This window comes from Prevotella brunnea, from assembly GCF_008016795.1.
In the GTDB taxonomy this organism is placed as follows: Bacteria; Bacteroidota; Bacteroidia; order Bacteroidales; family Bacteroidaceae; genus Prevotella; species Prevotella brunnea.
Genome location: NZ_SDIK01000018.1, coordinates 1 through 13,883 on the forward strand (window position 1 = coordinate 1; position 13,883 = coordinate 13,883).

Here is a 13,883-nt window from a genome sequence, read left to right on the forward strand (position 1 = left end):
CGGACAGTAATAATTCTTTTTTCTGTGGGTGCAGGGCACTCGCTGTTTCAAAAATGAAAAGGCAGCGACCTTTGTCAATGGGTCGCTGCCTTTTCTATTCCGGTTACACACTGCGCAACCGGCTCTCATGGATTGTGAAACCGATTGGCGGGTGTGAGATTATTCATTATTTGAAAACAACTTTCTTGCCGTTTACAATGTAGATGCCATGCTGTGGATTCTTCACACGACGGCCCTGCAGGTCGTAGATTACCTTTTCTTTCGTTTCGTTTTCAGTTTCGATTTCGTTAACGCCGAGTGCTTCATCGGTCATAAACTCTATGGTAACTACCTTTTCAATGATCTTGCCATTGCTGTTAATCTTGATTGTAACTGTCTGCTCGCCGTCAGGTTCAACGGTTGGCATAATAACCAAATTTCCATTTATAATTTTAGCTTCAAAGATTTCGGGGTAGCTTACTTCTTTTACTGACATTATAATAGCCGAAGCCATGTTATCCTTGTCTTCTACAAAATCTTTCAACGAAATAACGGTATTCTTTTCTTTGCTAACAGGAATGACACCAAGGTCTTTTGCAGTAGGAGCAAAGTTGTCGGGGAATACGGGCAATGATGGGAACCAGTAGTTGGCAATCATTGGGTATTCGTTGATGATGGTACCGGTTGTGTCGTATTTTCTCAACGTATAGCTTTGGTTACCGAAGTCTTGATACAGGCTGACGTACAATTCGTCTGTAACAGGGTGTACACGCATAGAGCAGCCATAGATTTTCCATGGGTCATCGATTGCGATAAATTTAGTACATTCCTTCTTGTCGATGTCGTACTTGAAGATGGTCTTGTTGCTGAACCAGCTGCTTTCTCCACCATTCCAATAAAGAACGTTCTGCTGTGTGCTTGCGCAGAAGCCGTCAGGAGTCCACGCATACCAAGAGTTGGCAGGGCCGAACGTACCTTCCGGAAGGGCGATAACTTCTTTCTTGTACGATTTCGGATTCAGCTTAACAATGCGTGTGTCGGCCTTACCGCTTCCATTTTTGTCTGCAAGACTGAGCCACAAGTTTCCGTCTTTGGAAAGAACCACAGAGCCGAAGCCCCAGCCTTCCTCTGCCGGAATCACCTTCTTTACCTTGTCTGTAATTGCATCGATGACAATCAAGCCTTTGGTTTGATGTACGGCATATACTTTGTTGTCAACGCGAACCATGTTGCCAATCTGTCCGGAATAAAGGTTGGTGGCACTGCCTTCGGCACCGCCGATTTGTCCTTTGATTTCATTGGTGGTTAAATCCAAGATATAAATACCGTTGGTTGTACCAATGTATGCCTTGGTTTCATCAACGCCAAGGAACGAACGACCGTCGGCAATGCTCTTGCCTTCGCTGTTGGTTGCAAACGTAGTCAGTTGCTTCTCAATCTTCAGGGTCTTGGCATCGGCAATAGTCAAACGACCACCCACAATTGATGCACCTGGATCTTTCTCCTGCTTCGAGATGATGTAGAATTTATCTCCGTAGATGGTACCATACTGCGCTGTTGCTCCCAACTCCTTGCCCGGATTTTCTTTCTGAATGACACGGTAAGTCCATTCTCCATCGTTGCTAATGAAGTTAAGCGTTGAATTCTGATGACCGAACCAGTCCTCGTTTACGATGAAAACACCATTGGTGTAATCCACCGGAGCTTCCACAACTGTCTGGCAGGCACCGCTATGAGTTGGCTTTGTATAATCGATGACATTGCCTAACAGGTCTTTCTTTGGGAATAAGACACCTTCGTATGTAGTGTTGGCAGGTAAGTTGTTGAATGCTTTTCCCGTGCTGATTACAACATACTCTTTCAAGTCGTCATTGTATGTCAATGGTTTAAGATCTTCACCGACAATGTCGGTTGATGACAAGTACTTGTTAGTTGCAATAGTGTCTTTTGCATTATTATGTTCTGATATACCACCTTCAATGATATTGTGTCCAAGGAGTTTGAATCCTTTCATATTATCACGCTTCAGAATGGTGTTTCCTCTCTTTGCCTTAATTTTATTGTCTTGGAATACACTGTTCACAATTTCGAAAGAGCCGGGGTTTGAAATTCCAATGACTGCGTTGTAAGCGTCATTTCCAACAAAAGAGCAAGAACTAATAAGTCCTTTTGTGTTTTCTGCTTTTCCTGAGGCATTACCCAAAAACTCTATAATAGGTAATCGTTTTGTTGCAACTGAAGTGTTGTTTGAGAAACGACAACCTATCAAATTCAATATCAATTTATTCTTCAAATTACCATTAGCTCCGATAACAGCATCTGCCTTAGCCTTGCAATTATCAAAAGTACAGTTTTCGATTGTTGCCTGAACAGCAATAACCTTAATTGGCGTGGTACAGTTCTTAAAATTGATATTCTTAATCTTAACTACAGATGGTGCACTTGTAGATGTATAAAAACCAAGTGGCATTGTATAATTAACGAATGTAACTCCATTGCCGTTGATAGTAATATTTTTATTAGCACCGAAAGTGGAAGAAGTCGGAGTTATTTCTTTACCGGCAAGTGCGGGGTCAAATTCGATTACATCGCCATCTGCCGCATTTACGACTGCATTCTTAAACTCAGCGTAAGTTTTTACTATTGTGGTTTTGCCCGGAGCTTTATTTGTCTGCGACCGAGCTTGGGTTGTTTGGGGAGCAACTTCGGATGCGTTAGCGATAGGAGTTACATATTCCAATTCTCCCGACATGTCGTTGCTATACCAATTAACCATATCAGACATATACACCCATCCATCTACAGAACCGTTAGATAAATGTCTTGAAGAAGCCCCTACACTTGAATAAGCGTAAGGGGTAGAGAGGTCGTCGGTAGTCCAATAACTCCAATAGCCATTATACCAACCTGCTCTCCAATGGTCTAAACTGTCGTTAGAGGTCCAATGGTCAAAATCGTAGGTTGAAGTGTTGTACAATCCATCTGTAAGGCTGTATGACACTCCATTTTTTAAAAGTGAGATGTTGCCGTTTCCGTTGAGGTCGAAGCCCATACCGCCTATTGCGGTACCATACTGTGTGCCTCCGTAAACGAGCATGTAGAAACGAGGATCGGCTTTTGCAATAGCCTTCAACATCGCTTCGCCTGTTCCTTCTGCCTCGGTGGTCCAAAGATACTTCCAAACGAGATTTTTGTTGCTACCTTTACCATCATCCCATTTTACAACGAGATACGAGATGTTCATACCACTTCCTACCTCGTAAAACTCTCTTCCTGTGTCAATGCCCGGAAGAATGTCATTGTTTGGCGTTGCCCTTAAACTCGTTTTTGCTTTTTTTACAGAGCGGGACACGCCTTGTACTCTGATACTTTGTGCTTGCATTGCCGTTATCGACAGCAACGCAACCAAGAAGATGTAAAATCTTTTAATCATAACTATAAGTTTTAAAATTATTGGTTGATATATCTATTCTTATTTGATAACTATCTTTTTGCCATTTTGTATGTAAATGCCTCTCTTCGGGTGTTCTACCTTGCGTCCTGTCAAATCGTAGAAAGCACCATCGTATTTCCTTTCAGCCTGTGGCGCAGTGATGCTTGTCGGAATGATGATAGGGTTGTCATCGTAGCCCGGTATCAAGTGCAGGTCTTCAAAACCGGCAACCTCTGTCGAGGTCTCGCCCAACCAGCCACAGTATTGGAAAATGCCTGTGTAAACCTTTATGAAGTTAACTTCCGTCAGGTCCACATGCTTTCCGTTCTTATCTACTGCCCAGTCGAGATCGAATGTGGCAGCGTCTTCTTCGTTGGTGGAGCCATCCACGTAGCCGTAGCTGTCTTTTGAGTAACGATACAGCACCCAATATCTGCCAACGTGCGATTGGTCGATGGCATTGTTGGGCAACTTGCTGCCGGAGAAGGTCATTGTCTCTCCCTTTTCCCAATAAGGCCAATAGGTCTGGGCATGGAAAGAGTTCTTCATGTGATAGCCCGTAGAATCTTTCTTTACACCGTTTTCCGTCCATGTGGCTTCCCACTTGATGTAGTTGTCGTATGTGGACCATTCTTGATTGTGCTCTCCTGACTCTGCCGTCGGCTTGTGATAGGTGATGGTGAAGTCGAAAATCTGCCGACCTCTGTAGTATTCCGATCCTGCCAATTCATACCATTGTGCTGTTTCCACATTGTCGCCCACGCCTACATAGACGATTCCCGGCTCAATGCTTCCGCCTATTGTCTCCTTTCCATAGACCGGATCGGCATTGGCATAGAAGCCGTTGCCCAAGATGCGGAGGTCGGAACCTTTCTTGTTTTGTACGGGATGGTCGAACTTTACGGTTACATACCCTCCGTAAGTGCCAAGATGAACCATTTCCTTGTTGTTGAGGTTTTTAGTTGCCCTTTGACAAACTTCCTCGTGCGTGGTGGTCTCATCGGCATTAGGAAGCGTGTTGACAAACTGTCCCGGTGCGGGATGATACTCCAACACTTCTATCTCCTGTGTTTGAGCTGTTGCTGTTAATGTTGCCAAGCTGAATAAAATGCTTGTGTAAACCTTTCTTTTCATTATCTTACTTCTAATTGTTATATAAATAGGTAGTTATACTTTTCTTTCCATATCATCTATCAGGCCTTTACAGGATTCATCATCTTTGTGGTAACTTTACAAGATTCATCATCGGAGAGCCTTTTATCTCCGATGACAAACCCTCAAGTTATTTCACAAATACTTTCTTCACTGTACCATCGCTCATACGAATAATCTGAATCCTTCCATTTCTTTTGTTTGTTTCTTGACCGGATAAATTATAGCGTTTAATTTCCTTGACATCATTGTTCTGAACATTCTCAATGCCATTGGTAGTACAGTTGAGCTTTATGGTTGCGTAAGCTATCTTTCCGTTGCTGTTGATTTTTATCTTCACAAATTCTTCAGATGTAAACTTTGTCTTTGGAGTTACGATGAGTTCCCCATTCTTTATCTCAGCGTTGAATTTGCTATTGTCGCTCACTTTCTCAACAGTCTTTACCATTGCTGCATCCATATTGTCAGCATCATGTGCCAGTGTTGAAAGGGAAATCTTTATGGAAGCCTCATCGGTATCTATATTCTTTATGCCCAAGTCATTGGGGATTGGTGCCTCTACATCGGGGAAAACCGGAAGAGATGGGAACCAGTAGTTCTTTATCATGGGATACTCCTTAAGCATTTTGCCGTCTTTGTCGGTTCTCACAGTCTTGTAGGTGTTGTCGGCAAAGTCTCCTTTGAATAGCGACATGTACAAATCTCCGGTTATGGGGTGTGGACGCATGGAGCAACCGTAAAGCTTCCACTTCTCAGGTTGCTTGTCAAGGTCGATAATATTGGTTACCGTGCGAGTATCAACATCAAACTTGAAAATCTTACTATTGCTGAACCATGAGTTCTCACCCCCATTCCAATAAAGTGCATTCTCTACATTGGAGGCACAGAAACCGTCAGGTGTCCATGCGTACCATGATGATGCAGGGGGATAGTTTCCGGTGTCGGGGCTAATGTAAACGACTTCTGTCCCAAAGCTAATGGGATCGATTCGCACAATGAATGGCAACATATTGCCATAGCCGTCTTTGTTCAAAGTAACAGAAACCCATAAGCTGCCATCTTTTGCCATTACCAAAGAACTGCCAACACAAGGCTCGGCGTCATCTTTCAGTTTGGCATTCTCTGCGAGATATTCGTTGAATGTGTCTATTAGCGACTTCATGTCAATCACCTTAATCACCTTATCCGTAGAGGGGTCTATCACAAGAACGCCGTATTCCTGATGAACAGAGAATACATAGTTGTTAATCCGAACCATGCAACCTGACTGTCCCCAGTAGAGTGCCTTGTTGCCTGGATTGGCATTGCCACCTGTTCCTGAAGCTGCGAATGGATTTTCAGTGCCCTTTATTTGACCTGTTACTTCCAAAGTATTACTGTTGAATATCCAGATGCCATTGCTCGTGCTGATATAGACTTTGTTCTCATCAACTCCTAAACATCCACGTCCATCGCAAGTGTTCCCCGAAGGGTCAATCTTGTCCAATTGTTTTATAACTTTCATGGTTTTGGCATCAGCAACCGTGATGCGTCCACCTTTAATTTTGGATCCCGGGTCTCGTTCCTGCTTGGCAATGAGATAGAACCGGTCGCCATAGATGATGCCGTGCTGATTGGTACAGCCCAACTCCATGCCCGGATTTTCTTTTTGGATAACACGGTAAACCCATTCTCCTTTTTCTGTGAGGTAGTTGACCGTGGAATTTTGATGACCGTACCAGTCTTCATTGACAAAGAAGACTCCGGTGGTGTAGTCTATATCATCTGTCTGTGCCAATGCTCCTGTTGTAAATGCCGGGAACATCGTCAGTAGCAGAAATAACCTGATGAGTAGCTTCTTTTTCATAAGTTTAATTTTTTATGATGGAATTGTTTCGCTAAATATTAATTTCCTGGGATTGGGTCGTCAGGTACTCCATTGGGTTCCTTGATGTGAAGATCCTCTCCTCGGCAAATCTCTGTGCTTGTTTCACCAATCCAACCGCAATACTGATTTACTGCCGTATAGACCTTTACGAAGTCAATACCAGGCAGGTGGACAGGCTTCCCATTCTTATCCACAGCCCATGATATGTCAAAGCTGCTTAAATCCTTAAATTCAGCCGGGTGATTATCCACGTATCCCCATTCGTAGGAATAGAGTACGTAGTATCTGCCTTGCCCACTCTTGTCCACTGCATTGTTTGGCAGTCGCGTGCCGGTAAATGTCAGTTGATCGTTGGCAACCCACTGTGGGAAATATGGTTGGGTATGGAAGCTGTTTTTGGCAATATAGCCACTCTTCCCCTCTGAATCTGTCCACGGCACGTATGTCAAATCGGTCAGGAAGCCAGAGTCGTCTTTCACCGGTTTCTTGTTTGGATCAGGTCGTGTGTAAGTGATGGAATAGTTATGAATGGTTGTGGGTTTATAATACTCGCTACCCGCCAGTTCGTACCATTCATCGTCAGGTTTTCCATTCATGTTGGTGTCGTAGGAGACCATTACGATGCCGGGCTCGCATGACCCGCCCTTCTTTTCCGGTTCAATAAGCTCGTAAAAGGCATTGCCTTGGATATAAAAGTCTAACGCATCAGGAACATTCACTACAGTATGGTCAAACCCAAATATGATGTATCCTCCAAAGCCTCCTAAGGATACCAATACATCGTTCTTTCCTGTAATGCTTTCTTCCGCTCTGATGCGCATAGCCTCTGCATTGTCCCCATTTAAATATTCGGGAATATAATTTACAAATTGTCCCGGGGCCGGCATATACTCATAAACATGGCTAATATAGCGGCTGTATTCTACTTCCTCGTGCATCACGTTTACTTCAAAATCGTGGTGGTAGGGGGTGTTTGGATCAATGACTTCAAAAGTTATCTTGTATTTTCCCTCGTCTTTTGCAAGGAAAATATAGTCACGTTGAGTACTTAAGAGCGAGTCTCTGCCATCGGGCAGGTGTAGCGTCCACTTGTATTCTTCGCCGGTAAACTCCGAATGGAGTCCCAATTTCTGCATTCTATAGATGTAATACGTGTCATCTATTCCGAGATTCACCATAGCAGGGTCTTCCGTACAGCCTGTCATGAAGAACGAAAAGGTTGCGCAGAGAATAGTTATGAGATATAGTTTTATTTTGTTCATTTTCGAGTCTTTAAAAAACAAATGTGTGCAGGTATATCCCCGGTGCGGACACTCCATTTTCGTTTGCCATTCCGGTCGAAACAATAGAGCGTACCGGACGACACGTAATTCTTAGCATCGGTGACGAAAATATCGCCCGTCTCCGGGTGAATGGCTATGCCATAGGGGATTGTGATGTCTTTTTCGCTTCCATCGGTGATGAAGTTCTTGCTCACCACTTTCTTGGTCTTTATGTTGATGATTCCATAATTTATTGTGTTTTTCTGGGTGTAGTTGTTCCATTCAGTTGCATAATAATAAAGGGAATCTCCATAGAAAGCCATGTTTGAGCATGCTACCGGTATGGTATCGGTAACAATCATCTGATTGTAGCCCGGTCTTTTGGTCAGGACAAAGAGACGTGAAGGCACATTCTCGTAGTTACCACGAGAAGTTACCCACAGTTTCTTGTACTTGTCTTTCTTCAGTCGGTGGAGGTTGATGCCCACAGGTATCTGTTGAACTTGTTTGAAGTCCTCCATTTGTATGACCGACACAGTATTGTCGTAAACAGGTGGGCGGTATCCTCCGGAGTTGGCAACATACATATAGTCATCGATTATTTCCATTTCTTCAGGTTGATATCCCACAGTCACTTTTGCTTTCACCGCCAAAGAAGTCGTATCAACCTTATATACTGCGCCTTTGGGTGCTGTAGGGTCGATGAGTACCGGTCCGACGTATGCGCTGACATACGCCGCACCCTTGTAAAACCTGATATAGCGGCAGTTGGGGATGTTTACTTGCCCTATCCTGACACCTGTACGAGCGTCCAATACCTCAACCTTGTGTGAGCAATTGACCACAACATAGAGCTTTGAGCCGTATATTTGTATATCGTTTCCCACATCTCCTAATTCCTTGATGACATTAGGATTTCGTTCCGCGTAGAAATTACGTGCGTAGAGTCCTGTCTGATAATCGAAGTAATCCAAGGTGCATTTGTTGCTTCCCATGTTTCCTTCGTTCACAAGGTAGAAACCGCGCACTTTGCTGTTCGGAAGAGGTGGATCATTGATGATGTCGTATTCGGTGGGCACTACCAATTCGTCCTCTCTGCAAGAGTAGAATACGAACATCGCTAATATCATGATAAACCAAAATTTCTTCATAGTCTTTTATGTTAGATTTCCACCATTACAGTGAACCGATAGTTGCGCTTGGGCATTGGATAGTTGATAATGACATCATAATCTTGCGAGAATAGATTATTGACTTCCAACAATCCCCGCATGTTCACGTTCCTTATTCTGAAAGTCTTTGAAAGAGATACATCGCTTGTGTACCACGGTTGTGTGTAATTGTAGCGAATGTTTTCTTGCTGGTTGTAGCGTTCGCCCACATAAATGAAACTATAGTTCAAGTTCCAACCTTTGTACTCTGCATTGAAGATGGCACTACCCGAATGGTGTGGAATATAAGGAATCTGGTCCCGGTAATAGTTGTCAGCGGGATTGGTGACATCGATTGCATGTTGGTAGGTGTATTGGGTGCGCAGCGTGAGATAAAGGTCTTTGATGGGATTGATAGTTGCTTGGGCAGAAGCGTCAATACCTTTGATTTCCACCTCGCCAAGGTTCAGCATTGTCCAACGGAACTGTTGCCCTTTGGGATAAGCCACGATTTTGTCTTTCACCTTATTATAATACGCATCAACGCTGAAACGAAGATTGGTGAAGAATCGTTCCGGCGACTGGTGCTCGTAGAGCATTCCTACATTGTATTGGGTTACGTGTTCGGGGTTCAGTTTAGAGTTTCCCATGTCAGCATAATAAAGGTCGTTGAATGTGGGCATACGGAAACTTTTCTTGTAGAACAGACGGAAAGAGAAATCCTTCGACTTGAATGGGTGGATGGCCATAATCACGGCAGGTGTGAACACAAATTTATCGCTTGGAGCTTCCTGACCGTCGAGTGCATCGTGGATATAAGTCGCTAAACCGCTTGCCTGTAATTTTATCCAATCTAAATGATAGGCTGCTGCCAATGACAGCATGTGGGTTTGCCTGGTAGGCTTCGCAAAACCATAAACGTTAGCATCGAGCGAGTTCCATTGGAAGTCATAGCTGGCAGAGGCTTTCAGCTCCGGAAGGAAAGAATACATATTGGCTGACGAAAAGTAAACTTCCCGCTGTTTGTAGAGGTTGTCTATCTTTATCTGTTTGTCATCGTTGTTTACGTAGTGGGTACGATAGAATGAGTATTTCCCTTGGTTCAGTGTTGTAAATTTATTGATGGTATGGTTGAAGCTGAATTGTGCGAATGAGTTGGTGTCCCAAATGCGCTCGCCTCTGCGCCAAACATTGTTTACAATTGCACCGGGAACTCCACGTTCGGAGTTGTAGTTATATAGTTTCGCATGCCAGTCGCCATGGTTGGTACGTCCGTTCAGGTTGAGTTCCAGACGAGTAGCGTTGATGTCTCCGTTTTGTCGTATTGCGGTGGTGTCGTAGGCTAATTCGCCGGCAGGATTTACGCGGCGATAGCGAAACTTGTATTTGCCGCTTGCGTTTATCCACTCCGTACTGAGCTGAGCATTCAGTCTCTCGCCGAGTTTAAGCTCTACGAGTGCCGAAGGATTGATGAGGTCAGACGAGCCTATGCGTATGGTTCCCCGTGCATGATAGCTCTCTTTGTGGGCAAACACCGGAACTCTTGTTCGTATATACACAGAACCAGCCGAACCGAAATCTTTAGCAGCTTGTAGTATGTCGCTTTTCTGACCATTATAGAGCGAGATAGACTCTATATTGTCGAGTGAGAATTGCCCCAAGTCTATCTGTCCGTTCTGCGCATTTCCCAGTTGAATTCCGTCGTAGGATATTCCCATGTGGTTGGTGCCCATGCTTCGGATGTTGATGGTTTTGATACCACCGACACCGCCATAGTCTTTCAACTGTACACCAGAGAAATAGCGTAAGGCGTCAGCAACATTTAGAGAGTTCATGTTGCGCAACTCCTTTCCGTTAAGCTGCTGCGATGGAACGACTGTTTTTTGCACATAATTGGCGATAATGGTAACCTCCTCCAAGTGATGAAGGCTGTCCAATTTACTCTTTGTCTTGATCTCGTTTTGAGCAATTCCTCCTAATGCGATACTAAAAAAAATAATCAGTAAAAGACCTCTTCTATACATATATATATTCTTAATTGAATGCGACAAACTGTACTTCCGCGAGGTGTGAGTGCGAATTTCAGCTGTGGCAAAATCAAAGCGTACTACAAGTAGTCAAATAAAGAAACAGAAATTGTTAGTGAAAATACTATTTGCTGTTGCTCTAACCGAAACCCGCGGCAGCTTTCTTGATTGGTGAACAGGTATTCTGACTTATCCCTATCTCTCTGCTCCTTCTCAGTTGTTGGTGCAATCAATGGCTTTGTGCAGCGATAATAATTAGGACTTACAGCAGCAGGCACTATTCCGGATTCACACCGGATTCCCTTTAACCGCATAGCTCGTGGCATCTTTATGCTTGTTGCGGTTCATTCACAGGTGCAAAGGTAATAAATATCAAGTAAATGCGGAAAAATAACGAGGACATTTTGAAATGTAGGCTCATTTTTCTGTGTCTTGCAAAATCATGAGGAGGGTAGCGGATGCCTGTTCTCGATGGTTGGATTGTAGTATCGCTCTACGCTGCTTTTGGCGATAAAACGAATAGAAAAACAAGGTTTTGAAACACGGTTTGTAATTGATTGTAAACCAGTATGTTAGCAACTGCTTTTCAAAAGGTTAGCTTTTGGACTCCATTTGGTCATCAAACGAGTGCCAAAAGGTTAGCTTTTGCATCGTCATTGCTGACCTATTGCTCACGTAGCGTTTTCCATCGGCTCATGATAGACAAAATTACGACGTGGGATGTCGGTGGTAAATGTGCCGGATAGTTGTTTTATATGATAATGTTATGCCTGTTGAGAATAGTTAAAAAATGATGTTTATGTTAAATAATGATAAATATATAGAATTAATCCCTGATGTTATGGATTCTGGTATATAAAATGAGTAATTTTGCAGACCGATTATTTCCGAGGGCGTTCTTAGAGCCCTCAGCGTGGGTGTGTTAATAGTGATGGCTTTTGGCCGAGCCGCACGGTTAGAGAATCGTCCGCGCAACAAACAAAAACGTTTTTTAGTAGTAAAAATTTAAATTTAGAAATGGACACTTTAAGTTACAAGACTATTTCCGTAAACAAGGAAACAGCCAAGAAAGAGTGGGTTGTAGTTGATGCTACCGACCAAATCGTAGGTCGTCTCTGCTCTAAGGTAGCCAAGCTGCTTCGCGGAAAGTACAAGCCAAGTTTTACTCCGCATGTGGATTGCGGAGACAATGTAATCATTATCAACGCGGAAAAAGTAGTTTTCTCCGGCATGAAAGAAACGGATAAACTTTACACTCGTTATACCGGTTATCCCGGCGGTCAGCGCTTCAATACGCCCGCCCAACTTCGCACTCGCAAAGGTGGTGTGGATAAAATGCTTCGTCACACCGTTAAGGGTATGTTGCCAAAGGGACGTCTCGGTCGCCATTTGTTGGACAACCTTTATGTGATTGAAGGCTCCGAACTCAACGGACTTGAGGCACAGAAGCCACAGTCGATTGATATTAACCAGTATAAATAAAAGGTAAAGATGGAAGTTATTAATACAGTTGGACGCCGTAAGAGCTCTGTAGCTCGTATTTACCTCTCTGAAGGTACCGGCAAAATTATAATCAATAAGAAAGATTTAACGGAATTCTTCCCATCGGCTATTCTGCAATACGTTGTGAAACAGCCCTTGCAGTTGCTCGGTGTAGAAGGTCAGTACGATATAAAGGCAAATCTCTATGGTGGCGGTTTTACCGGTCAGAGTCAGGCACTTCGCCTCGCCATTGCCCGCGCACTTGTGGAGATTAACCCGGAGGATAAGAAGAACTTGAAAGATCATGGATTCTTGACACGCGACAGTCGCACGGTTGAGCGCAAGAAACCGGGTCAGCCCAAGGCACGTGCTCACTTCCAGTTCAGTAAGCGTTAATCTTTTGAAGCGTATCCGCCAAATGTCGAATGCAACTTTTCGGCTTTTCACGGCATACAATTCAATTGCGGTTTAGTATCTAAACAGATGAGATTCCAAATCGGGGACTACTCATCGGTTGATTCTAACAAAGCCTGGCGAAGCTTATTCGCCAAGAAAGAATTAAAAAGAAAGTAAACAAACAAAAAGAAAAAACATGTCAAGAACAAATTTTGACCAATTATTGCAGGCTGGCTGTCATTTCGGTCACCTACATCGCAAGTGGAATCCGGCTATGAAGCCATATATTTATATGGAACGTAACGGCATCCATATCATCGATCTTCACAAGACAGTGGCTAAAGTGGATGAGGCTGCTGAAGCACTCAAAGGTATTGCCAAGAGCGGAAAGAAGATCTTGTTCGTCGCTACTAAAAAACAATCTAAGGACGTTGTTGCTGAGAAGGCAGCATCGGTTAATATGCCATACGTGAACGAGCGTTGGGCCGGTGGTATGCTTACCAACTTCCCCACCATTCGCAAGGCTATTAAGAAAATGACGAACATCGATAAGTTGATGAATGACGGTACTTTCTCTAACCTCTCCAAACGCGAACTCTTGCAGATTTCACGCCAGCGTGCTAAGTTGGAAAAGAACCTTGGTTCCATTTCCGATCTTACCCGCCTGCCATCGGCTCTCTTCGTTATTGATGTAATGAAAGAACACATTGCCGTAAAGGAGGCAACTCGCTTGGGCATTCCTGTGTTCGGTATCGTGGATACGAACTCCGACCCTCGTAATATCGACTACGTAATTCCGGCAAACGATGATGCAAAGGACTCCGTAGAGGTAATTCTCGATGCGTGCTGTGCTGCCATCGCTGAAGGTCTTGAAGAACGTAAGGCTGAAAAGGCTGACGAGAAAGCTGCCGCAGAACAGGCTGAAGAGGCTGCTGAGGCAAAACCCAAACGTGCTCGCAAAGCTGTGAAAGAAGCTAAGGCGGAAGCCGTTGCGGAAGAAACAGTCGCAGAAGCTCCCACAAAGGAAGAGGAAGCTCCCGCTGCCGAATAATAAGAGTAATATTTTGGGCATTGGTGAACGATGGCGAGTCGTCGGCGACTTGGTACCGCTCATCAACGCCCACATTTTTTAAT

9 protein-coding genes, 1 pseudogene and 1 riboswitch are annotated in these 13,883 nt (G+C 43.9%); of the genes and pseudogenes, 4 read left to right on the forward strand and 6 right to left on the reverse strand.

Going from position 1 to position 13,883, the window contains the following annotated elements; translation table 11 throughout:
• A partial coding sequence (locus ETF27_RS11350) for a hypothetical protein (RefSeq protein ID WP_205012815.1) occupies nucleotides 1–203 on the forward strand: 203 nt, incomplete at its 5' end.
• A gap of 404 nt (nucleotides 204–607) precedes the next feature.
• On the opposite strand, the pseudogene ETF27_RS02695 reads toward ETF27_RS11350, so the two are convergent.
• The 6 genes and pseudogenes from ETF27_RS02695 to ETF27_RS02720 all read right to left on the reverse strand — a co-directional run.
• A pseudogene (locus ETF27_RS02695) lies at nucleotides 608–3,412 on the reverse strand (DUF5074 domain-containing protein); the annotation flags it as partial.
• A 39-nt stretch (nucleotides 3,413–3,451) separates the two neighbouring features.
• Nucleotides 3,452–4,546, reverse strand: a complete 1,095-nt coding sequence (locus tag ETF27_RS02700; protein WP_130830189.1) for a PKD domain-containing protein — start codon at nucleotides 4,544–4,546, stop codon at nucleotides 3,452–3,454.
• Nucleotides 4,547–4,694: 148 nt separating this feature from the next.
• Nucleotides 4,695–6,410: a DUF5074 domain-containing protein gene (locus ETF27_RS02705; RefSeq protein WP_130830188.1), complete on the reverse strand. Its 1,716-nt coding sequence runs from the start codon at nucleotides 6,408–6,410 to the stop codon at nucleotides 4,695–4,697.
• Between the two features lie 38 nt (nucleotides 6,411–6,448).
• Complete coding sequence (locus tag ETF27_RS02710) at nucleotides 6,449–7,693, reverse strand: cell surface protein (RefSeq protein ID WP_130830187.1); 1,245 nt, start codon at nucleotides 7,691–7,693, stop codon at nucleotides 6,449–6,451.
• Nucleotides 7,690–8,844: a YncE family protein gene (locus tag ETF27_RS02715; protein WP_130830186.1), complete on the reverse strand. Its 1,155-nt coding sequence runs from the start codon at nucleotides 8,842–8,844 to the stop codon at nucleotides 7,690–7,692. The genes ETF27_RS02710 and ETF27_RS02715 overlap by 4 nt, the downstream gene beginning before the upstream one ends.
• An 11-nt stretch (nucleotides 8,845–8,855) precedes the next feature.
• Nucleotides 8,856–10,868 carry a TonB-dependent receptor plug domain-containing protein gene (locus tag ETF27_RS02720; RefSeq protein ID WP_147785462.1) on the reverse strand — a complete coding sequence of 671 codons (2,013 nt, stop codon included), beginning with the start codon at nucleotides 10,866–10,868 and terminating at the stop codon, nucleotides 8,856–8,858.
• Nucleotides 10,869–11,028: 160 nt separating this feature from the next.
• A riboswitch (cobalamin riboswitch) is annotated at nucleotides 11,029–11,238 on the reverse strand.
• A 650-nt stretch (nucleotides 11,239–11,888) separates the two neighbouring features.
• Between ETF27_RS02720 and rplM the strand changes: the two genes are divergently transcribed.
• From rplM to rpsB, 3 genes are all read left to right on the forward strand, one after another.
• Nucleotides 11,889–12,353, forward strand: a complete 465-nt coding sequence (gene rplM, locus ETF27_RS02725) for a 50S ribosomal protein L13 (RefSeq protein WP_130830184.1) — start codon at nucleotides 11,889–11,891, stop codon at nucleotides 12,351–12,353.
• Nucleotides 12,354–12,362: 9 nt separating this feature from the next.
• Nucleotides 12,363–12,749, forward strand: coding sequence for a 30S ribosomal protein S9 (gene rpsI, locus ETF27_RS02730; protein ID WP_130830183.1), 387 nt, complete (start codon nucleotides 12,363–12,365; stop codon nucleotides 12,747–12,749).
• A 196-nt stretch (nucleotides 12,750–12,945) separates the two neighbouring features.
• The gene (gene rpsB / locus ETF27_RS02735; RefSeq protein WP_130830182.1) at nucleotides 12,946–13,800 is read left to right on the forward strand and encodes a 30S ribosomal protein S2; all 855 of its coding nucleotides are present in this window, start codon (nucleotides 12,946–12,948) and stop codon (nucleotides 13,798–13,800) included.
• The last annotated feature ends 83 nt before the right edge of the window (nucleotides 13,801–13,883 follow it).